Raw genomic sequence first — 21,908 nt, 5'->3', positions numbered from 1 at the left:
GCTTGCCGGCGATGGGGCCGTCAGACCTGTGCCGGGCTGGTGGCACCCTGTTTCTCCTTGGCATTGAGGATCGCGGTGTATTCGCCCGGATCGACGCCATTGAGGTAGTAGTTACCGACGTGATGCAGGCGCCAGCGGATCGGGTCGTGTGTGGTATGGACCCGGGCATTGCGCCAGAAGCGGTCAAGGTTCCACTTGGTCAGTGATGAACTGGCACCGAGCAGGGAGAAGATGTCACTGGAGATTTTCAGCGAGGCCGCGTCAGAGTGGGCGCGGGCGGTGGCCACCGAGAGAATCAGCTCGTCTTGGAGCGCTTTGTTGTCCGGGTCCAGTTCGTGCTGGTCGAACACCTGCGCAGCGTTTCGAAGCAGTGATTGGGCCCCACGCAAGGCCACAGCGTATTCGCCGATCTGTTTGATGATGTGCGGCTCCTGATTGGCCTGGTCGACACCGCTTTCCACCCAGGGGCGGGCGTTGTGGTTGAGGTAGTCCACCGCAGCAGACAGCGCGCCTTCGGCAATGCCGGTGTCGATGGCGGCATGAAGAATCTGCGGGAAGGTCAGGCCTGTGCGCTTCATCGGTCCCTTGCGATGGGAGACGAAGCCTTCGTCGAGTTCGATGTTGTCGAAGATCACTGTGCCGCTGACCGAGTTTTTCTGGCCGAAGGCTTCCCAGTCATCCACCAGGGTCAAGCCTGGCGTGTTGCGATTGAGCAATACGCCGGCGCCACCGTCATCGCTGGCGGCTGTCAGGGAAATCCACTCGGCCAGGTAGGAACCGGTGGAGTAGAACTTGCTGCCGTTGAGGATCAGCTTGCCGTCGGCACGCCGTTCAACCCGCGTCTTGAGCGCGAACTTGTTCTTGCCACCCACTTCAGCCAAGGCGTTGCCGAAACGTTTGCCGGCCAATACATCGCGGACCAGCCGGTCACGAATTTCGTCGGAGTAGCCGGTGAAAATCCCTCGCAACATGACGTTGTGGATTTGCAGCAATTGACCGACGCCGCCGTCGGCTACGGAAATGATGCGCACGGTTTCGACGATGGTTTCCACCGAGGCACCCAGCCCGCCAAATGCCTTGGGCACCCCGATCGCAGTCAGGCCGCTTTCGGACAGCAGCTGCGCCTGCCGCCGGGGCAGTTGGCCGTTCTGACTGGCATCGGCGGCGATTTCGGCGATCTCCGTGGCGATCTCCTTTGCCACGGCGATGGCTTGAGCTTCGCTCTGTAGCAACCGGATCGGAGCCTGCTCTTGGATCAGTTGCCCGGCGGGGTTGTGTTCGACCTTGCTCATTGCTCTACCTCTGATAATTGATCTGATGCAAACCTCAAAAAACACACAAAACCCTGTTGGGGGTGGAGTTTTTCGGGCGTTGAGAGGGGCTGAGCAAGTTCTGCGCCAAGGGCTTTGGAGCGTATTTGACGCAGGGTTTATCAGCCTGCGAGAGGCACGGGTGCTGCTGTAGAAGCAGCCCCCTGCTCGATCAGCAGCAGTCGCCGCGCAATGCTGCTGGCAGGCCAGCAATTGAAGGCAGTCGGGCATCCGGGTACAGGCGCAAAGCCCCATAAACCGAGGATTTCGTTTCTTGGCACGGGCGCTGCAACAGCTCCGGCAACAGTCACTTGCCAACCCAGATGGAGCTGCCCATGACGCTTGCTGCCAAACACACCCGACCCGACACCACGGCTGAACTCGACCAGATCTGGTTCACCCGTTGCCCGGTGCCGACGGCATCCGGAATCGCCTACAAACTCGGCTGGCTCAGCGAAGAGTTCGCTGCCGACGGCCTGCCGGTTTCGACCTTGCAGGAGGCCCGTCAACTGGGTCATCACCACTACGATCACGAGCTGCCCGGGCTGTTTCGCGAAGGCGGAAACGTCCCGGCATTGGCCGCGCGGGCTGCGGGCGCGCCGAGTCGCCTGATCGGCCTGACCTGGATCGAAGAATGGCAGACCATCCTGGTTCGGCCCGACTCCGGCATTCGTCATCCGCAAGATCTCAAGGGCAAGCGCCTGGCACTGCCGGCCTGGGGTGAAACCCGTCCGGGGAGCATCGCCCGGGCCATGAGCCTGCACGGTTACAAAGGCGCGCTGAGCCTGGCCGGACTGGGGTTCGACGATGTCGAACTGGTGGAAGTCGCGTTGCAGGATCAGGAACGCGCGGCGAACCCGCAGGAAGGGTTGCAGCGTTTGTGGTCAGGGCTTGATTACCTGGTGCGTGGCGAGGTGGATGCGGTCTACGTTAAGGGGGCTTCCGCTGCCGATGCGGCGCGGCGTCTCGGGTTGGTGGTGGGAATTGACCTGGACCTGATCGCTGAGCCGCGTTATCGGATCAACAACGGCACACCGCGTCCCATCACTGTTCATCAGAGCCTGCTCGACAACCATTTCGACCTGGTGGTGCGCTTCCTCGCGCAAACCCTCAGTGCCGCCGATTGGGCGGCCGGCAATCGGGAAGCGTTGAACACCATTCTCGAAGAGGAAACCCGCGCCGACAGCGCCGGGGTGGCCGAGGCCTATCGCGGTGAGTTCCACACCACGCTGGCGCCGGACCTGTCTGTGCAGCGCCTTGAGTTTCTCGATATCCAGAAGAATTTCCTTTACCTGCACGGCTTCCTGGAACGCGATTTTTCCATCGCCGACTGGGTCGACCCACGCCCGTTGCAAGCTGCCCATGAACTGCTGGCCAAGCGCCGCGCCTGAATCCGGAGAACTGCCATGACCACTCTCGTCTACGAAAAACCAATCAACGAACAACTGATCAGCCAAGAGCTGCAAGACTTCATCGACAAGGTGCTGATCGAAGCTGAAGAAGCCTTCACCGTATTTCGTGAAACCAACACCATCACGGCTAATGGCACAGTGGGTTTCATCGAACGCGTACCGGGCCAGGAGCTGCTGGTGTCGGTGAACTACGGCGGGCCGTGGAACTACCGCAAGCCACTGCAAGCCACGGTCACCGACTTTGAAGGCCGGGTGATCCACGGCAAAGGCAAGGGTGGCTTGGGGCGCTACACCAAACTGTTCCAGCAGCACCCTGACATCACCACCGTGTCCCATGTGCATTCGCCGTACCTGGGCGCCTGGGCACAAACCCATCGCACACTGCCGTTCCACTACGTGCCGGTGCAGCGTTATCAGCTGGCCCGGGAGCTGCCGGTGTACATCGACCGACGTCAGCCGGAAGTCGATTTCATTCTCGAAAAGATCGCCGAAAGCCCCTTCAACCTGGCGATTCTGGAAGCCAATGGCGGGTCCACCGTGTGGGGCAAGCAAGGCTTGCGCGCCACTGCTGAATTCATCCTGTTGCTGGAGGAGGGCGCGCAACTGCAATTGCTCGCCGATGCCCTGGGAGGTTCCCGTCCTTACGGCCCGGGGGTGCTGACTCAGCAATGGAAAATGAGCGGCCTGTACGAAAAAGCCAGCGAACTGGGCCTGGTGCCCGCCATCGATCGCCGCGATTGATTGACCGGATTCCCGACGACCACAGGTCCTGTAGGAACTGGCTTGCCAGCGATGGCGGTCGGAAGGTCGATACACAACTCAAGGAATACCACCATGGCTGTAAAAATTCTCTGGTACCTCACGACTCCTGACGGACCCTATCCGTGGGAACCCGAAGGGCGCTGGAAAACTGATTTCGAGCATCTGAAACAACTGGCCGTGGCCAGTGATCGCCTGGGGTATTACGGTTCGTTGCTGGGCTCCAGCCCCAACGAAAGCCTGGCCGTTTCAGCCGCGTTGATCGATGCCACCCGGCGTTTGCGTTTTCTCGTGGCGCAACACCCTGGCGAGTTGTCGCCAGCGGTGTTGGCCAAGTGGGCGCTGACTTTCGATCAATTCTCCAACGGTCGACTGTTGTTCAACGTGGTCAACGGCAACGACGCCGGCCTGGCCACCCTTGGCGTGCATTACCCTCACGATGAGCGTTATGACTTCAGTCTCGAATACTGGCGCGCGTTCCAGAACTTCTATGCCGGCGACACGTCGGGGTATGACGGCCAATACGTCAAGCTCGCCCCTCGCTCACCGGCTGCTGCCAGTCATCCACTGGGCGGTTGGCATCCGCCAAAACAGAAACCCGGCATTCCATTGTGGGGGGCCGGCACCTCGGAGCCCGGCGTTGCCCATTCGGTGCAGTTGCTCGATGTTTACCTGAGTTTCGCCAATACCCCGCCGAAACTCGGGGAGAAATTCCGCAAAGTGGCGGCAGAGGCTGCGAAGATCGGCCGCGAGTTGACCTTCGGCACGCGCCTGCAAATCATCGTTCGTGAGACCGAAGAGGAAGCCTGGGCCCACGCCGAAAAACTCTTGCAGCGCACCTCGCTGCAAACCGCGCGCACGGCCATCGAACGGCAACTGCCACCCGGCGTAACCCTGGACAGCTTCCACAGCGACGACCCGCAAATCCAGCGCAACGTCGACGCCGTCCGTGCAGGTCGCCTGCCCAAGGCAAGGGATCTTGAGATCTACCCCAACGTCTGGCTTGGCCCGAGCCTGTTCGGCTTCAACATCCTCGGCCCGGCCGCTGGCACTTATCTGGTGGGCAGCGCCGAGCAGGTCGCCGCGCGGATTCGTGAATACGAAGCACAAGGCACGTCAGCGTTCATTCTCTCGAGTTTTCCGCTGATCGATGAAGCGCATCGGGTCGCGGACCTGCTGTTCCCGTTGCTGGACCTTGATCACGGTTTCGACGTGCCGCGCCTGCAGGCTGATACGCCGGTGGCGCAGCACAGCAACGTGGTCGAGCGGGCCTGAGGATTCAGTCATGAACGAGGGATTTTCCCGACGTACGTTTCTCGGTAACGGCCTGGCAGTCGGTGGTGGCCTGATACTTGGCAGCAGCCTGCTCAGCGGTTGCGACAGTGGAGCAGCAGTCAGTGGCACAGCGGCCTTGTCCAGCACTCCGGTGCACGGCGGGCGCTTGCGGGTCGGCATTATCGACGGCGATCAATCGGGCAACCTCGATGCGCACAAACCGGTGGGTGGCGGGATCATTCGCGGTTGGGCGCTGTACAGCAAGTTCTGGGAATGGAACACCGACGTCAGCACGCGCCTGGCCCTGGCGGAGTTTGCCGAGCCCAATGCCGATGCCAGCGCCTGGACCATTCGCATCAAGCCGGGGATGGAGTTTCACCACGGCAAGAGCATCGGCGCCGACGATATGCTGTTCTCGATCCTGCGCCTGACGGACCCGAAACTGGCATCGCCATTTGCCGGCCTGGTGGGGGCGATCGACCGCAACGCCTTGCGCAAACTGGACGAGCGCACCATTGAGATTCGCTTCAAGGAGGGTCAAAGCTTCTATCCGCTGGATGAAACCCTGATCAGTTTCGGCGGCATCGTGCCGACCGATTACGACCCGGTCACCAATCCGGTCGGTGCCGGGCCGTACAAACTCAAAAGTTTCATCCCCGGCCAGCGCTCGCTCTACCAGCGTTTCGAAAACTACTACAAACCCGGTCAACCCTATGCCGATGAGCTGGAAATCATCGAGTTCAAGGATCAGGTGTCCCGCGCTGCGGCCCTGCGCGCCGGGCAAATCGATGTCACCAGCGGCGTGCAGGCCGAGCACAGCGCGCTGCTCAAGGCTGACGCACGACTCAAGTTGTACGCATCGCCGAGTACTTCGTTTACCGGATTCAACCTGAACCTGGCCAAGGCGCCGTTTCAGGATCAGCGAGTGCGCCAGGCATTTCGTCTGCTAGCCGACCGTCGCGAGCTGGTCGAGCGCGGGCTCAATGGTTTCGGGCGGATCGCCAATGACCTGTATTCGCCCCATGACCCGACGTACAACCACAGCATTGCCCAGCGTCCGTTCGACCTGGAACAGGCGCGGTCGCTGTTGCGCCAGGCCGGGCAGAACGATCTGCGGGTAGAGCTGACCACCACACCGGGACCTGGCGTCAATGCGGCGCTGGTGTTTGCCCAACAGGCGAAGAAGGCCGGGGTCGAGATCAAGGTCACTCAGGTCGATGGCTCGGTGTTCAACGGCCCGCAACGTGAAAACTGGCTGTTGTCGCCAGGCTCCACGCCGGCTCGGGGGTTCCTTGCTTCGGCGCTGCACAACGACGCACCGCAGGCCATCTACAACCGCAGCAATTTCCATGATGAGCGCTTCAGCTCGTTGTACCGACAGGCCCTGGCGCAGCCCGATCTGGAACAGCGCAGGGTACTGGTGCATGAAGCGCAAGGCATTCAACACGACCGTGGCGGGCTGCTGATCTGGGGCTTCAACGACGTGCTGGACGCTGCTTCCGTGCGGGTCGGTGGACTTGCACCTGAACAGACGACGTTTGCCTCCTGGCGTTTCGATGAAATGTGGGTGAACCATGCCTGATCCGTCCTGCAAACCCCCACGCACACCGGCCTGGCTGTCGTGGTTCATCGGGCGTTTGGGCTATGGCCTGCTGACGGCGTGGGTGATCAGCCTGGTGGTGTTCATTGCGACCCAGGCACTGCCCTCGGACCCTGCAAGGGTGATCCTGGGGCCCGATGCACCGCTGGAAAGCATTCTCACCCTGCAACGGCAGTTGGGCCTGGATCGGCCGATTCTGGAGCAATACCTGCGCTGGCTCGGGCACGCGCTGAGTGGGGAGTTGGGTGTGTCGCTCGATTCCAACGCACCGGTTGGCGGCATTCTGTTCGGCCGTTTTGGCTATACGCTGGCGCTGTTGGCAGGGGTGATTGCCGTGGTGGTGCCAGCGGCGTTGCTGCTCGGTGTGTCGCTGGCCTTGCGCCGTGACAGTCGCCTTGATCGCTGGAGCCTGTCGCTGTTGATTTTCCTCAAGGCCACGCCGGGTTTTCTCCTGGCCATCGGCCTGGTCCTGTTGTTTTCCATGCCCCATATGGACGTGCTGCCGGCAGTGTCGATTTTCGATCCGGACAAGTCGCTGCTGCGCCAGTTGCAGTTTCTGGTGCTGCCGGTGCTGGCCCTGAGTCTGTCAGCCCTGCCGTACCTGACGCGCATGGTGCGAGCGTCGATGATCGAAGCGCTGGAATCCGATTACGTCGTCGCCGCCAGGTTGCGGGGTATTGCCGAGTGGCGAATCGTCTGGCACCACACGTTGCCCAACGCGCTCATACCCGCGATCCAGGGCGTGGCCTTGACCTTGCGCACCCTGATTGGTGGGGCGCTGCTCGCGGAGGTGATTTTCAGTTACCCGGGCATTGGTACCTCACTGAACTCGGCGATCCAGATGCGTGATTTGCCGATGGTTCAGGCCATCGTTCTGTCGATCACGCTGGGCGTGGTGCTGATCAACCTGTTGGCCGATCTGCTGACAGTGCTGCTGACGCCGAAACTGCGCACCGCCCGCCGGGTGACCATGATCCGGCGCAACCGTCGGGGCATCCAGCCCTGGTGGCGACGCTCCCAACCCAAGGCGCCTTGAGAGGTGATGCATGACTGACTCCCGATTTTCGCGCTGGCAGCCATGGCTGGCGCAACCGCAAACCCGCAAGGGCGCGCTGATCACCCTCGCGGTGGTGCTGCTGGCTCTGCTTGGCCCGTGGCTGGCACCTCACAGCCCGACGGAAATGGTCGGTTCGGTGTATGGCGCGCCCGTGGGTGTGGCGTTGCTGGGTTATGACTTTCTCGGGCATGACGTGTTGTCGCGCTTGCTCAGTGGCGGCGTGTCGGTGCTGTGGATGTCAGTGGCGGCGGCTTCGATCGCACTGTTGGCGGGCAGCACTTTAGGCCTGTTGGCGGGATTTTCCCGGCGGCGCCTGGATCAAATGATCACTTGGCTGGCGGACGTATCGCTGGCTTTTCCCGACCTGATTCTGGTGTTGTTGATCGTCTCCATGCTGGGTCGCGCGCCCTGGCTGATCGTGCTGACCGTGTCCATCGCGTTCACTCCGGGAGTGATTCGTCTGGCCCGTGGCAGCGCGGTGGCGGTGGCCGGGCAGGAGTTCGTCGAGGCCGCGCAGATGATGGGCTATTCAAGGCGGCGGATTCTGTTCAAGGAAATCCTGCCGAACATCCTCACACCGCTGCTGGTGCACTTCGGCAACATGCTGACCTGGGGCGTGGGCATGCTCTCGGGCCTGAGTTTTCTCGGTTACGGCGTAGCGCCGCCGACCGCTGATTGGGGGTTGATGATCAACGAGAACCAGGCGGGGTTGCTGGTTCAGCCTTGGGCGGTGTTGGCGCCGGCAATCCTGATTGGCATCTTTGCCTATGGCACCAACATTCTGGCCGAGGGCGTCGGTCGCAGCAGTTCCAGGATCGGAGAAAAACAGCCATGAACGCCATTGCCGGGATCGAGTCCCGCCCCCCTGCGCTGACTGCGCACGTGTTGCAGGTTCGGGATCTGCGAGTTGAGTTGCCGGGACGGATCGATGTGCTGTCCGGCGTGACCTTCAGTCTTGAACGCGGAGAAATTCTTGGATTGGTCGGGGAGTCTGGTTCCGGCAAGACCACCCTGGCCACTGCCTTGCTGGCCCATGCCCGAAGGGGTGCGCGGATCGTCGACGGGGAAGTCGAAGTGTCCGGTCAATCGCTGCTGACGCTGGAGGGTGAAGACCTGCGCCGGGCTCGGGGCAGCCTGATCGGTTACGTGGCCCAGGACCCGGCGACCGCCCTGAATCCGGCACTGCGAATCGGCAGTTTGCTGCGCGAAACCCTGGGTGCCCATCAGATTGAACTGGACCGTGCCGCTCAACAGCAACGCATCGTCGAGACCTTGCGTGATGTCGGTCTGCCCGACGATGCGCAGTTCCTGCGACGCTTTCCCCATCAACTGTCCGGCGGGCAGCAGCAACGGGTGATGCTGGCACTGGCCTTTGTCTTGCGTCCGGCATTGATCGTCCTGGATGAGCCGACGACAGCGCTGGACGTCACCACCCAGGCCCACATCCTCGCCACCCTGCGCCGGTTGTGCAAAAGCCTGGGTATCGCTGCGGTGTATGTGTCCCATGACCTGGCGGTGATCAAGGATCTGGTGGACAGGGTGATGGTGATGTATGCCGGGCGTATCGTCGAGGTTGCACAGCGCGAAGTGCTGTTCCATCAGCCGGCTCATCCCTATACCCGAGGTTTGCTGGCGGCGATTCCCGATGTGGCGCAACGCCGGGATTTGTCGGCGATTGCGGGGCATGCGCCGGCACCGGGGCAGCGACCACAAGGATGTGCCTTCGCGCCTCGGTGCCCCCGTCGCGTCGCGGCGTGCTCGGTGGTCGAGCCGCAATTGCAGGCCCTGTCGTCACAGCAGCGGGTGGCATGTCTGGCGCCGCATCTCCAACCCTTGCAACGGGTTGCCCAAGCTTCTGTTGCGCCAGTCACCGACTTGGTGGCGCGCACGCCACTGTTGCAGATCAAGGACCTGAACGTGGCCTACGACCGCCAGGTACTGTTCGATGTTTCTCTGCACGTGGCTGCCGGGGAGTGCCTCGCGCTGGTGGGCGAGTCCGGTTCGGGCAAGACCAGTCTGGCGCGCGCCGTTGCCGGATTGGGGGAAAACGCCGAGGGCGAGCTGCATTACGCGGGCGGGTTGTTGAGCCTGTCGGCGCGACAGCGTGACGGGGCGCAGCGGCATCAGATCCAGTACATCTTCCAGAATCCATACCGGGCGTTGAACCCCCGACAAAGTGTTTTCCAGACCCTGAGTGCGCCTCTGGAGCATTTCTTCGGGATCAAGGGCGCCGCCGCACGGGAGCGAGTGCAAGCTGTGCTCAAGCGGGTTTCGCTGCCGGCCTCGGTGGCGGATCTGTATTCCCACAGCTTGTCTGGTGGTGAGCGCCAGCGCGTAGCGATTGCCCGTGCGTTGGTCTGCGAGCCAAGGCTGTTGATCTGCGATGAAATCACCTCGGCCCTGGATGTATCGGTACAGGCGTCGATCCTGGCGCTGTTGCGGCAATTGCAAGGGGAAGGACTGACGCTGCTGTTCGTCACCCATGACCTGGGCGTGGTCCGCGCCATCGCCGACCGGGTGTTGGTATTGAAATCCGGCCGTGTGGTGGAACAGGGGCGGGTGGACCAGGTACTGGATCAACCCCGGGCAGCCTATACCCGCACACTGCTCGAAAACTCGCCGACATTGCGCTGATGCCTGCACCGCCATCGCTGGCAAGCCAGCCCCTGCAAATGGTCGTTGTGAATACGGTCCTGTAGGAGCCGGCTTGCCGGCGATGGCGTCGGTGAGCTTACGCAACACGCGCCTTTCGACGGCGTGCCTCTTCGCGTACCGCCGGAATGATCCAGCGTCCGTAATCCACGGTGTCGTACAGCGGATCGTAGCCACGGTTGAGAAATGTGGTCACTCCCAGGTCGACGTAATCAAGCAAGGCCTGAGCCACGGTTTCCGGGGTGCCGACCAGGGCGGTGGTGTCGCCATAGGCACCGACGGCGGTGGCGGTGGGCATCCATAGCGCACGGTCATGACGATCACCCGCTGCGGCGGCGGCGAGCAAGCGTTCGGAGCCGGTGCCCTTGATGCGTTTTTGCCAGGGGCTGCCGGCCGCAAACTGTGGGTTGGCCTTGATCTGATCAAGGATCTGTTGCGCCCGTTGCCACGCCAGTTCCTCGGTCGCGCCAAGGATCAAGCGCACGGACAGACTGACCCGTGGCGCCTCCACTCCCGCCGCGCTGGCGGCTGCGCGCAGTTTGCCGATCTGCTCGGCCACACCGCTCAAGGGTTCACCCCACAAGGCATACAGGTCTGCGTGTTTCACCGCGATCTGATAGGCGATATCCGAAGACCCGCCGAAGGAAATCGGAATGTGCGGCTGCTGCAACGGCTTGACCGGCGAGAAGGCACCTTTGATGTTGAAGTACTTCCCTTCGAAGTCAAAAGGCTCCTCGGCTGTCCAGGTTCGCCGGACGATTTCCAGGTATTCATCGGTACGTTTGTAGCGCTCTGTCTTGTCCAGCAGGAAGTCGCCTTCCTGAGGTTCGGCGGTGATGCCGGTAATGGCATGTAGGCGAATCCGTCCGCCGCCCGTGGTGTGATCCAGTGTCGCAAAGGCCCTGGCGGCGACGGTCGGGGCGGAGAGGGCCGGTCGGTGGGCGATCATGAATCCCAGGCGCTCGGTGTGTGCAGCGGCGTAGGCGGCGATCTGCAAACTGTCGGCGCTCCCCGGTCCACTGGCTATCAGCACCCGATCAAAACCTGCGTGTTCATGGGCCCGGGCGTGATGGCGAATAAACTCCAGATCGAAATCCGGACTGCGAACACCCCGGGTCTCGGACCACTGACGGGGGAAAATCATGCCGACAAATTCGATGGACATGGGAACACTCCTGATGGAAATAAGTGGGTTGGCCGCTGGTTCAGAACTGGTAATCGACCTGGGCCAGCAACGTGCGGCCGGGCATGGGTTGCAGGAAAGTGTTGGTGGAGCCGGCCAGGCCACTGACGAAATTCAGTTCGTTGGTCAGGTTGAGCACGCGCAAGGTGGTACTCCATTGGGGCTGGCGGTAGTAAACCGCGAGGTCGAGGTTGTACTCGTCCGGGACCTTCACGGTCTTGCTCAGGTTCAGGTACCAGCTACTGGTCCACCACCCGGACAGCTCGGCACCAAAGCCTGAGTCGAAGCGATAGTCGACATAGCCGCTGGCGGTGTATTCGGGAATCTGTACCGCGTCGAAGCGCCCGGACGGTCGCTGGTTAAGGCTATTGTTGTCGCCGAACACCGTGCCGTTGTCGGGGATGAAGCCGGCCGAGGCAAAACCGGCCTGGGAGGCGAACTCGTTGTAGGCGGTGAGTTTCGTGAGGTTCAACGCCGTGCGCAGGTGATCGTCAGGCTGGTAGCGAATGCTCGACTCCACGCCCTTGATCACCAGTCGCGCGATGTTGTTGTTGCTGTCGGGTGACTGATCCCGCTCCTGCTTGAACGCTGCCAGGCTCATGAACAATTCGTTGGGCACGGCTTCGACTTTCAGCCCGACTTCGTGCAAGACACTCAGGCTTTCGAACGCCAACGGATTGAGCAGGTTCGCGCCCGCGCCGCTGCCCCAGCCAAGGCCATTGGAGAAGAACCCGGTGTTGACGGCCAGGGAGCGATCGAAGGTGTAGTAGAGCGTGCTGTTTTCGGTCGGCTTGATGTAGGGGCTGACCTGAAAGGCAAACAGTCGGTAGTTGTCACTGTCCTTGCGCGGGTTGCCACCGGCGAGCACGAACGGGTTATCGATTTCGGCATCGATCCAGCTGCGGCTCGCGCCGATGTTCAGGCCGACTCGCTCACCCAATCGCAGGTTGTGCTGGGTGAACAATGTCTGGGTGGTCCAGGTGCTTTCAGCGGTGTAGGGCGCGACGGACTCAGCGTACAAGCCATGGCCGGCCGGGTACATCGGCGGCAGGTTCAGCCAGCCATAGAGGTTGGAAAACTGTGGTACGCCAGCCTGGCCGATCCAGGCACCGTTGCCGCCGGCCGGGTTGGAGCCGGTCAGCCCCAGAAGGCTCCCCGGGTTCTTGCCCGAAGGGTCCTGTGTCAGGTCATAGGCATTGATGGTCGAGCCGAAACTGTTATTGGCGGCGATCGACTGGTTGGACTCGTGGCGGTAGATCAGCCCTGTATTGCTGTCATCACGCAGGGTCAAGCCGCCCAGCTGCGTTTCGTTGCGCGAGCGAAACTCGAAGCGGTTATCGAAAATGTTGTCCTTGGACTGCACCTGGAATGAGCCGACGGCGTCGGTCATGTCGCGTGAGCGTTGGTAAAACGTGTTGTTGGCCAGCGTGATGGTCGGCGTCAGGTCGGCCTCCACCCTTAGTTGCGTGGTGAAACGTCGCGAAGTGTTTTGATCTTCGTCGCGCTGGCCGGTTTGTGACGACAGGGAGGTCAGGCCATTACCGGCGAGCGACGGGTCGTAGACCCAGCCACGCAGGCTGCCAGGGTTGCTTCGGGTGTTAGGGGAGGCGGTCTGGAAACTGCCGTCGACCACGCTGTATTGCCCCTTTGCGTTACGTTGGCGTTTGACCCAGCCCAGGGTCGGCGCATCAGCCGCGCCGGAGGCCAGCACCGGCGACCACAGAGTGTTGCCGTTCTGGATGATCGGCGTGGCCCGTCCGGCGTAATACTTGCCGCTGTCCACCAGTTCCTGGTTGGCGCGGTTCCAGCCGTGGGTGATGTTGTAGTCGTAGTAGTCGTCGTAACTGGCATTCCAGTCGACGCGCACGCTGTCATTGCGCCAGGCCAGCGCGCCGTAGAACGCGTCGAAGTTGTTGTCGACGTTGTCGTAGAAATCCTCCTGACGTTGTTTGGTGATGCTGATCCGGTAGGCCAGGTTGTCACTCAGTGGCCCGGTGTTATCGACGCTGAATTTTGTCGCGTCGCGGGATTCACCGTCTGGGACCCAACTGCCCACCTCGCCGCTGAGCCTGGTTTTGAATTCATTGAAGTTCGGCTTTTTGCTCAGGTAATTGACGTAACCGCCACTGCCTGACACCGAACCGTAGGTCACCGAGGACGGACCGGCGACGATGTCGGCGCCTTCATAGGCGTTGAAGTTGGCCGGGTGACGCACGCTGTAGGCACGTTGCCCGTCCTGGAACACTTCTGAACCCTGGGCACGGAATTGCGGCGCGATCCCGGCGTTCTGGCCGCCACCGCGAGTGATGCCGGGTGCGTATTTGACCAGGTCGTCGGCACTGCGGATCGGGTCGTCGGCCAGCTGTTCGGCATTGATCTGAGAGATCGAGCGCGGGGTGTCGAGCACCTTGGTTTCGATGCCTCCGTAGATCGAAGACTCCGGCCGGGTGGGCAGGGCGTCATCATCGGAATCGCCGGCGCTGGCCTGAACCGTGACGGTTTGCAGTTGAGTGTCGGCGGCAAAGGTCGCTGTCGACAGGGTAGAAACGATGACCAATGCCAGAGCGTGGCCAGAAGCGGGACGAACGAAGCCGATAGAGGGCATGAAAATGTGCCTCGAAAGATAAATTCATTGAATTGCGTAAACACGCAGCACCTGACACATCACCACCTTGTAGGAGCCGGCAAGCCGGCTCCTACAAGGTCAGTGGTGTCTGGTTATGCCGTGTCTTTCAACCAGAGTTTTTCAAAACGCCAGGTGCTGAACAGCGACTCTTCGGCCGTCGCGCCACCCACGCGGTTGGCCACGCTGTCGAGCAGATCGGCGTAACCCCAGATCAATATGCCGCCGCGTTCGTACTGGATCTGCTGGACCTGGTGGACCAGGGCCTTGCGCTTCTCCAGGTCGGGCTGGGCCATGGCCGCCAGAAACAGCGCGCTGAACTGCGGATCGTTGAAATGGGTTTTGTTCGACACGGCAAACGGTGCGTCGGTGTGAATCGCGCTGGCCAGGAATGGCGCGCCGATGCTGCCGCCAGTACTCAGAGTCCAGTCGTTGCGCAGCGGGCCCTGGAACGTGGCCAAGTCGACCTGTTTGACCTTGAGCGTGACACCGATGCGCTTGGCCTGTTCGGCCAGCACCAGCGCTGAAGTCAGTCCCGGACCCGGTGTCGTCACCAGTTCCAGTTCAAGGTTTTCATGCCCGGCTTCCTTGAGCAGTTGTGCTGCACGCTGCGGGTCGTGAGGGCGCGGTCCCAGGGTGTGGTTGAAGGTGGGATCGCTGGGCGCGTAAAGGTCATTGGCCACGCGTCCCTGACCATTGAGCGCCCGGCGCACCAGCTCCTCCCGGTCAGCCAACAGGCGGAATGCCTCGCGTACCCGTGGGTCGTTGAATGGCGGTTTGTCGAGGTTCATGTCGAACGACAACCAGTTGCCGGTCACCGATTTGACTACTTTCAGTCGTGGATCGCGCTGCAGTACCTCCAGCTGTTCGGTGGGCATCACGTTGGCCATGTCGATTTGCCCGGAACGCAGTGCCGCCAAGCGCGATACCTGGTCCTTGAAGTCGATGATTTCCAGTTCATCGGCGTACGGTTTTCCGTCCTTGTAGTAGTTCTCGAACCGCGTGAACAACGAACGCTGACCCGGGGTGAAGCTTTTCAGTTTGTACGGGCCGGCGCCCACCGGGTTGGACACCGGGTGATAGTCCACCGGCACGATCCCGCCAAAGTTGACCCAGGTTTCCGCCAGCGGCATGTAGCTGCGGCCTTCACGAAAGTTCAGGCGCAAGGTGCGTGAATCGAGCTTGACCAGATTGTCGCGGTCCACCCAGTGCAACAACGCGGCATAGGGCGACGCCAGCTGCGGGTCGGTGAGGCGGCGGATGGAGAAAATCAGGTCATCGGCATCGATGGTTTTGCCATGGTGGAATTCCAGGTCCGGGCGCAGGCGCAGGGTCCAGCTGCTGGCATCGGCATTCGGCTCGGCGAATTCGGCCAGGGCCAGGCGCGGCTGCATCTGCTCGTCCCATTCCCACAGCTTGCTGTACAGGGCAAAGCCGCGAACGATGCCGCTGCCGATGGGCTTGTGCGCATCGAGGTTGCCGCTCTGGTTACCGTCGAGAATGCCCAGGCGCAGACGTCCGCCGTAACGCGGCTTGTCATCGATGGCGACGGCTACGGCCGGTTTGTCGTCGCTCGGGCCGCAGCCGGCGAGCAGTCCGCCACCGAGCAGCAAACCACCGCCCAGCAGCGCGCTGTGGCCGAGAAAATCCCGGCGGCTGAATAATGAGTGATCATCGCTCATGACATCAGGCTCCGGCCGGGCCGTTGGCGGAACGCAACTCCAGCGGCGCTTCTGACGGGCGACTCAGCTGGACGCGCTCATTGCGAAAGTGCGGCAGGATGTGTTCGCCCAGGCGATAGGCTTCTTCCAGGTGCGGGTAGCCGGCGAGGAAGAACAGGTCGATGCCGATGGCGTTGTACTCGCGAATCCGCGCCACGACATTTTCGTAACTGCCCACCAGCGCGCAACCGGGCGGAATGCCGATGTAGCCGAAGCCGGTCCAGACGTTGGGGTGGATGAAAAAGTCGTCGAAGCCTTGGGTCTCGGCCTTTTGCGCGAATTCGTTTTCGTAGCTGAGCTTGCGCGCGGTGCGCAGACCGGCATGGGCCGCCACAGCCTTGACCGCGCCTCTAGCGATGCCTTCGTCGAAGAAACGCTTGGCTTCGGTGCGGGCCAGTTCCTCGGTCTCCCGGCTAATGACATCGATCGACAAGCCAAAACAAATGTCGGTGCGCCCGTACTTCAAGGCACGCTCGCAAATATCGGCAATCAGCGCGGCAATTTCATCCGGATGCTCGGCGCGCATCAGGTAGAAGTCGGCGTGTTTGGCCGCGAACTCCCGAGCCGGGATCGATGAGCCAGCGGTGCAGATCAGCGGCAGCTCGGCCTTCTTCAATGGCCCGCGCAAACCACCCCCTTCGGCTTTGTAGAACTTGCCCTCGTAGTGGAAGTTCTCGTTGTGCCAATAGCCCTTGACCACATCCATGAACTCGATGGCCCGTTCATAGCGCTCATCGTGGTCGCTGAAGTCACCGACCTGCCGCTGAATCGCGTCCGAGCCGCCGTTGATGATGTTCCAGACCAGGCGGTTGCCAGTGGCGCGCTGATAGGTCGCGGCTTGTTGCACCGCCACCCATGGCGTGTAGTGATAGGGCTGGAACGCCGTGACGAATTTCAGCGTACGGGTTTCCCGGGCCAGCAACGAGCAGACTGTCCAGGGCTCCTCGCCGGAGGGCGCGTTGACCATCAGGGCACCACCGAAACCGTTGATCTCTGCGGCCCTGGCGATCTGCCCCAGGTAATCGATGTAGGTGAAGTGGTCGCCCACGTTGAACGCCGAGACCGCGCCGGTGCTCGGGCCGCCACGATGCCAGTCCCCACGGTTGCGCGGGTCGCCGGGGAGGAACTGGGTTTCGCCATGCAGGGGCAGGCGGGTGAAAAATTCAATGCTCATGTCGAGGGCTCCGTCTCACTGCACATTGGGGCTGCAGATCGGGGTGATGGGCTGGTCGTTGATGACCTTGTGGGCGAAGGGCACCGAGTCCTTGAGCGAGGCGTTGACCGTTTCGCTGTGGCCCAGCCCTTTGTAGAGATGGCCCTCAACCACTGAGCCGGTTTTGCAGGCGTCCTGCATCAGCGCAACCTGGGTCGAAGCCGCCGGGGTTTTGTCTTCGGCACCGGTGCCGATGAAAATCGGCTGGGCCAGTTTCAGCGTCGGGTAGGACACTTGTTTCTGCCACAGGGCAAGCTGATCGCCCTTGTAGTCCTTTTTCGCATTGGCCGGGGTCAGGCCCACGCCGACCACATCGCTGACCAGCGCCGCCAGGCAACTGGTGCGGGCCTGCTCGAACAGTGGTAATGCCTTGTCTGTGTAGAAATCCCTGGGGTTGATGCTCGGGTCGTACTGCTGGGCAGCCAGCAAGGTGTAGAAACCGTAGGCGAGGGACGCATCGACTTTGTCCGGGTCCTGTTCACCGACGTTTTTCGCGCCCACGGTGTAAATCACGCCGGTGCCGATGCTGCCTTTGACACCGAGGTCTGGCGCATAAGTCGGGGCATAGGCCGCCGAGGCGAACGCACCCGCTCCCCCCTGGGACTGACCGACAATCAACACTTTGTTGGCCAGCCCGGGAACGCTGGCGATCACGGCTTTGGCCGCATCGAGAATGCCGTAGGCGGCCATGCGATTGTTCAGCAACGGATGGCCACCGGGTACGCCGAGGCCCTGATAATCGGTGGCGACAATGGCATAACCTTCGTCCAGCCAGCGGCTGAGGTACTGCACGTCGCGATAGGAGCGGCCTTGCCAGGACGGCGCGCACACGTCCGCTACGCCGACCGTGCCGTGGCCCCAACTGGCGACCGGCCAACCACCGGCGGGTGCCTTGCCCTTGGGTAGAAACAACGTGCCCGACACCACGATCGGGGTCTTGTTATCAACGCCGTCGGTTGAGCTGTAGAGAATCCGTTGAGCGCTGGCCGCGTTGGGCAGGCTCAATGTTTTTTCCAATGGCTCGCTGCGCAGAAGCTTGCCCGGCGTGGACGGGATCGTTTCTTGCCAGGTGTAGAAGGCCGAGACTCGGCCATCACCTTGCAGCGGGTCGGGTTTGGGCGCGTGTGCACCCGCGGCCATGGCACTCATGGACAGCGCGAGGACACTCAGGCCGAAGACGAATTTTTGCGGCAGTTTCATCAGGAATTCCCTATTCATGGATTGTTGCTGACCTGGCCACGCAGGGCCGGCCAGTAGTCGGTGAGTTTCAGATCGATCAGCGCCTGGTTGGTAAAACCGGTGGCCAGCGAAGGGGTGATGTCGTAGTTGTCGCGAATCAGATGATTGGCCAACGCATAGGCTGTGAGTGCCTGGTAGTGGGCCTTGAGCTGTTGATCGCTCTTCGGTGCCCAGCGCTCTTTCCAGGCCACGGGATCGTTCGAGTCATCGCGGCGCAGCACGCTTTCTGCCGTGCCTGCGCGGGAGGAAAGCTGGTAGTAGGCGTCCTGATTCTGTTCCTGGGAAATCCACCACGCAGCCTTGACCCAGGCAGTCGCCAGTAGCTGAGTGATGTCCGGATGTTGTGCGACGAAACTGTCGGTGCCCCAGAGATCCGACACCAGGCGCCAGTCGTTGGCACCTTGTTTGGTCGACCAGAGAATCCTGCCCACGCCCTTGTCTTCCAGGGCATAGGCCTCGCTGAGCAGCACTGCCGAATCCACTTTGCCGGCGGACACCGCCGCTGCGCCCACTTGCGGATTGAGATTGGCGATCTTGAAATCGTCGAGCTTCAGGCCTTTGCTGGCGAGGAAGTTGCTGAAAGCGAACTCCCAGGGACGACCGCGATGCAGGGCCAGGCGCTTGCCTTTGAGGTCTTCAATGCTCTTGGCCTCGGAGCCGGCCGGCACCACCAGATAGATATTGTTGCCGCTGCCACCCGGGACGATCAGCTTGCCCGGCACGCCACCCGCGCCAGCGATCACCGAGGGCAGGTCGCCGCGCACGGCGAAGTCGATGCTGTTGTTGCTGAAGCCTTCGTTGATCTGCGGACCGGCACCGGCGTGGGGCAGGGCGATCCAATCAAGTTTCACGCCGCGTTGACCCAGTTGCTGTTCAAGCCAGCCGTCCTCGATCACTCGGCCGGCGATACCGCCAAACACCGGCTTGCCACCTTGCGTGTAGGCAACGATGGCGATCTTCACGGAAGCCGGTACCTGTTGGGCCAGTGCGGTGGCACTGAGCAGTAAACCGGTCAATGCGAGCAGGCTGTTGCGCCAGAAACGTTTCATTGAAATCTCCCTGAGTCGAATCCCGAAGTCATTAAATTCGTGGTTTCGTAGGAACCGGCTTGCCGGCGATGAGGCCTTCGAGCCTTGCCGTGTCTCTGAGGCCGCCATCGCTGGCAAGCCAGCTCCTACGAAAAACCACGCGATACACCTTTCCCTTGTAGGAGCCGGCTTGCCGGCGATGAGGCCTTCGAACCTTGCGCCGCGTTTGCGGGCGCCATCGCTGGCAAGCCGGCTCCTACAGGGGGCGTGTTGTGTATTTGCGTTGGGAGGGGACAGAGCAGATTGCATGCCATCGCTCGAAAAAATGGCTGCAGGCCTTTTACGGCGGAGCTTGTAGAGGGATGGGTCGTAGCGCTGAAGAGTGCAGGGTGCTGATCTGCAAGCAGGGTGATGCTTGCCAATTGCTGCTCTGGCAGCAGGCCAGGAACAACTGAGTGAGTTATTCGTGTTAGGAATATATAAATACTAATTAATAATTATTTAGTCTAATCATCTTCATGCACTATTGAGCACGCGCTTTTACTGCCAGGAATGCACCATGTCGCTGATCACTCATCCAAACGCTCGCGAACTGACCAAGTCGGTCCGGGCCACCGTCCTGGTGTTCAAGGACCCGCGCTCCCAGGAACTGCTCAGCCGCATCGAGCGCCTGGCTCCGAGTGAAGCCAATACGCTGATCATTGGTGAAACCGGAACCGGCAAAGAACTGGTCGCAAGGCATATCCACCACCTGAGCCGCAGGGGGCGTGAACCCTTTGTTGCCGTCAACTGCGGTGCTTTTGCCGAAACCCTGGTGGAAAGTGAACTGTTCGGGCATGAAAAAGGCGCTTTCACTGGCGCGACCACGACCAAGGCCGGGTGGTTCGAAGCCGCGAATGGCGGGACGCTGTTCCTCGATGAAATCGGTGATCTGCCGTTGAACATGCAGGTCAAGTTACTGCGAGTCTTGCAGGAGCGTGAAGTGGTGCGCCTGGGGTCGCGTACGCCAATTCCAATCAACGTACGCCTGGTGGCCGCGACCAACGTCAACCTGGCGGATGCGGTGGTTGCCGGGCACTTTCGCGAGGATCTTTTTTATCGTTTGCACGTCGCCACGATTCGCCTTCCACCCTTGCGCGAACGGCCGGGAGACATCCTGCCGCTGGCTGCGTTTTTCCTCGAAGAGCATTGCCAGCGACTGGGCTACAACCGCGCCACTTTGAGTGTCGAGGCGGAACGCAAACTGCTGGAGCACAGTTGGCCGGGCAACATCCGTGAGCTGGAAAACTCGATTCACCATGCCTTGCTGGTGTGCCGCAATCAGCGGGTCGCTCCGGCGGATCTGCACCTGGTGGACATGCGTTCCTCGGGCATCCGCCATGAGCAGGAGCAAGCGGTGCAAACGGGCCACGCTGTTGCCGGACCGATAAACCTGGAAGCGGCGCTCAACGCATTGTTCGAACAGAATATTCCAGACCTGTATGAACATATCGAGGAGACCATCTTTCGCGCTGCTTACCGATTCTGCCATGGCAACCAGTTGCAGACCGGACGGTTGCTGAACATCAGCCGCAATATCGTTCGGGCGCGGCTGGAAAAGATTGGTGAGCTGAACAAACCATTGTCGGTCGGGGAGTCGTGAGCGTGCCCGCGAAAGTGGAGTGTCAGTCGCGATTGATGTTGGATTTGATGGCCTCATCGCGAGCAGGCTCGCACACAGTGGATCGTCGTCGAACACAAGTTCTGAGTTCACTGAAGTCCAATGTAGGAGCGAGCCTGCTCGCGAAAGCGATGTATCAGAACTGCAAATACTCCCGAGCCAACAAACAAGCCCGCTCGATCAACATCGGTGCCATTTCAATCGCTGTCGGCGTGCCCTGGCGGGTGTGAATCCAGCCCAGGTACGTGGTGCCACGCAGCATCAGGAACAGCGCCAGGGTCTTGCGATCCGCCTCGGTCAGCGGCTTGACCGCGTTGTAGCCGTCGAGCAGCGCCGCCTTGATCTGCTCATAGCGCGGGTCATCCAGGCAGAAGTACAAGGCCGTGGCCAACTCGAACATGTGCCAGCCAAACCCGGCATCGTCGAAGTCGATCAGGCGCAGGCGCGGGCCTTCGATCAGCAGGTTTTCCGGCACCAGGTCAGCGTGGATCATGCCGAAGTTGCCCAGGTGCCGACCATATTGACGCAAGTCCTTGCGCGCCGTGCGCCGGGCCTGTTGCAGCAGATCCCGTTGCTCGTCGCTGAGCTGCGCAAGCTCCCAGAAACGCCCCCAGAACGGATTGGTGCCGATCAGGCCTTCTTCATCCCAGGCATGCCGGACAAACTCGTCCGGCTGTTGCCACTCCGCCGAATGCAGATGGATGCGCGCAGCAATCGCACCGGCCTCATTGAACAGGAAATCGATTTCGGTATCGGCCTGTACACCCGCCTCGGAAGTGCCGGCGGTGGCTCCGGGCAGCCAGGCGAGCATGTCGATGTGACGCGCCTCGCCGATGGCCTGATGGGTGACTTCGACCAGATGGCTTTCATTCTGCGCGCGGATAATCTGCGGCACGGTAATGCCGGCGCCGGCCAGGGCTTCCATCCATAGCAGCTCGGAGCGCAGCGCGGCCTCGCAGTGATAGCCATTGCGATGGATGCGCAGGGCCACCCGCTGGCCGTCGTGGCGGCGGGCGGAGAACACTGCGTTCTCGCGGAATTTCACCAGTTCAATGTCGGCGAATTCGCCGTCCCACTGTTGCAGGGCATGGCGCGCCAGTTCGTGCAGACGGGTCACTTGCTGGTCATGGCTCAGGGTGTCGAATGCAAGGGTGTGGAATTCAGTCATGGCAAAAG

Annotated in this window: 16 protein-coding genes; 8 read left to right on the top strand and 8 right to left on the bottom strand. The window is 61.4% G+C overall.

All coding sequences use genetic code 11. The annotated features are described in order from the left end of the window. Positions 1 to 20: 20 nt before the first annotated feature. On the bottom strand, positions 21 to 1,292 hold the full coding sequence (locus AABM52_RS18160) for an acyl-CoA dehydrogenase family protein (protein WP_347907299.1): 1,272 nt from the start codon (positions 1,290 to 1,292) through the stop codon (positions 21 to 23). A 353-nt stretch (positions 1,293 to 1,645) separates the two neighbouring features. Between AABM52_RS18160 and AABM52_RS18155 the strand changes: the two genes are divergently transcribed. The 7 genes from AABM52_RS18155 (at position 1,646) to AABM52_RS18125 (ending at position 10,047) form a co-directional block, all read left to right on the top strand. Beyond that, positions 1,646 to 2,701 carry an ABC transporter substrate-binding protein gene (locus AABM52_RS18155; RefSeq protein WP_347907298.1) on the top strand — a complete coding sequence of 352 codons (1,056 nt, stop codon included), beginning with the start codon at positions 1,646 to 1,648 and terminating at the stop codon, positions 2,699 to 2,701. Between the two features lie 15 nt (positions 2,702 to 2,716). After that, on the top strand, positions 2,717 to 3,463 hold the full coding sequence (locus AABM52_RS18150) for a class II aldolase/adducin family protein (RefSeq protein ID WP_347907297.1): 747 nt from the start codon (positions 2,717 to 2,719) through the stop codon (positions 3,461 to 3,463). A gap of 93 nt (positions 3,464 to 3,556) precedes the next feature. Beyond that, positions 3,557 to 4,756, top strand: a complete 1,200-nt coding sequence (locus AABM52_RS18145) for an LLM class flavin-dependent oxidoreductase (protein WP_347907296.1) — start codon at positions 3,557 to 3,559, stop codon at positions 4,754 to 4,756. 10 nt (positions 4,757 to 4,766) lie between these two features. Next, the gene (locus tag AABM52_RS18140) at positions 4,767 to 6,338 is read left to right on the top strand and encodes an ABC transporter substrate-binding protein (RefSeq protein ID WP_347907295.1); all 1,572 of its coding nucleotides are present in this window, start codon (positions 4,767 to 4,769) and stop codon (positions 6,336 to 6,338) included. Continuing rightward, positions 6,331 to 7,392 carry an ABC transporter permease gene (locus AABM52_RS18135; RefSeq protein WP_347907294.1) on the top strand — a complete coding sequence of 354 codons (1,062 nt, stop codon included), beginning with the start codon at positions 6,331 to 6,333 and terminating at the stop codon, positions 7,390 to 7,392. Before AABM52_RS18140 ends, AABM52_RS18135 begins: the two co-directional genes overlap by 8 nt. Positions 7,393 to 7,402: 10 nt before the next feature. Then, positions 7,403 to 8,248 (top strand): ABC transporter permease, encoded by an 846-nt coding sequence (locus AABM52_RS18130; RefSeq protein WP_347907293.1) that lies wholly within the window; start codon positions 7,403 to 7,405, stop codon positions 8,246 to 8,248. Next, positions 8,245 to 10,047 (top strand): ABC transporter ATP-binding protein, encoded by a 1,803-nt coding sequence (locus tag AABM52_RS18125; protein ID WP_347907292.1) that lies wholly within the window; start codon positions 8,245 to 8,247, stop codon positions 10,045 to 10,047. The genes AABM52_RS18130 and AABM52_RS18125 overlap by 4 nt, the downstream gene beginning before the upstream one ends. A 97-nt stretch (positions 10,048 to 10,144) precedes the next feature. Here the strand turns inward: AABM52_RS18125 and AABM52_RS18120 are convergent, their stop codons facing one another. The 6 genes from AABM52_RS18120 to AABM52_RS18095 form a co-directional block, all read right to left on the bottom strand. Then, positions 10,145 to 11,230 (bottom strand): LLM class flavin-dependent oxidoreductase, encoded by a 1,086-nt coding sequence (locus AABM52_RS18120; RefSeq protein WP_347907291.1) that lies wholly within the window; start codon positions 11,228 to 11,230, stop codon positions 10,145 to 10,147. Between the two features lie 40 nt (positions 11,231 to 11,270). Continuing rightward, the gene (locus tag AABM52_RS18115) at positions 11,271 to 13,853 is read right to left on the bottom strand and encodes a TonB-dependent receptor plug domain-containing protein (protein WP_347907290.1); all 2,583 of its coding nucleotides are present in this window, start codon (positions 13,851 to 13,853) and stop codon (positions 11,271 to 11,273) included. A 113-nt stretch (positions 13,854 to 13,966) separates the two neighbouring features. Continuing rightward, the gene (locus tag AABM52_RS18110) at positions 13,967 to 15,553 is read right to left on the bottom strand and encodes an ABC transporter substrate-binding protein (protein WP_347907288.1); all 1,587 of its coding nucleotides are present in this window, start codon (positions 15,551 to 15,553) and stop codon (positions 13,967 to 13,969) included. A 4-nt stretch (positions 15,554 to 15,557) separates the two neighbouring features. Next, on the bottom strand, positions 15,558 to 16,766 hold the full coding sequence (locus AABM52_RS18105; protein WP_347907287.1) for an LLM class flavin-dependent oxidoreductase: 1,209 nt from the start codon (positions 16,764 to 16,766) through the stop codon (positions 15,558 to 15,560). Between the two features lie 15 nt (positions 16,767 to 16,781). Next, entirely contained in the window at positions 16,782 to 18,005 is a 1,224-nt protein-coding gene (locus AABM52_RS18100; RefSeq protein WP_347907286.1) for a lipase family protein, read from the bottom strand. A 14-nt stretch (positions 18,006 to 18,019) separates the two neighbouring features. Continuing rightward, positions 18,020 to 19,093 carry an ABC transporter substrate-binding protein gene (locus tag AABM52_RS18095; RefSeq protein WP_347907285.1) on the bottom strand — a complete coding sequence of 358 codons (1,074 nt, stop codon included), beginning with the start codon at positions 19,091 to 19,093 and terminating at the stop codon, positions 18,020 to 18,022. Positions 19,094 to 19,631: 538 nt separating this feature from the next. Between AABM52_RS18095 and AABM52_RS18090 the strand changes: the two genes are divergently transcribed. Next, on the top strand, positions 19,632 to 20,714 hold the full coding sequence (locus tag AABM52_RS18090) for a sigma-54 dependent transcriptional regulator (RefSeq protein WP_347907284.1): 1,083 nt from the start codon (positions 19,632 to 19,634) through the stop codon (positions 20,712 to 20,714). 154 nt (positions 20,715 to 20,868) lie between these two features. Here the strand turns inward: AABM52_RS18090 and AABM52_RS18085 are convergent, their stop codons facing one another. Beyond that, the gene (locus tag AABM52_RS18085) at positions 20,869 to 21,900 is read right to left on the bottom strand and encodes a phosphotransferase (RefSeq protein WP_347907283.1); all 1,032 of its coding nucleotides are present in this window, start codon (positions 21,898 to 21,900) and stop codon (positions 20,869 to 20,871) included. Positions 21,901 to 21,908: the final 8 nt, after the last annotated feature.

Source organism: Pseudomonas grandcourensis (genome assembly GCF_039909015.1).
GTDB lineage: Bacteria > Pseudomonadota > Gammaproteobacteria > Pseudomonadales > Pseudomonadaceae > Aquipseudomonas > Aquipseudomonas grandcourensis.
This window is presented reverse-complemented; position numbering and strand designations above follow the sequence as displayed.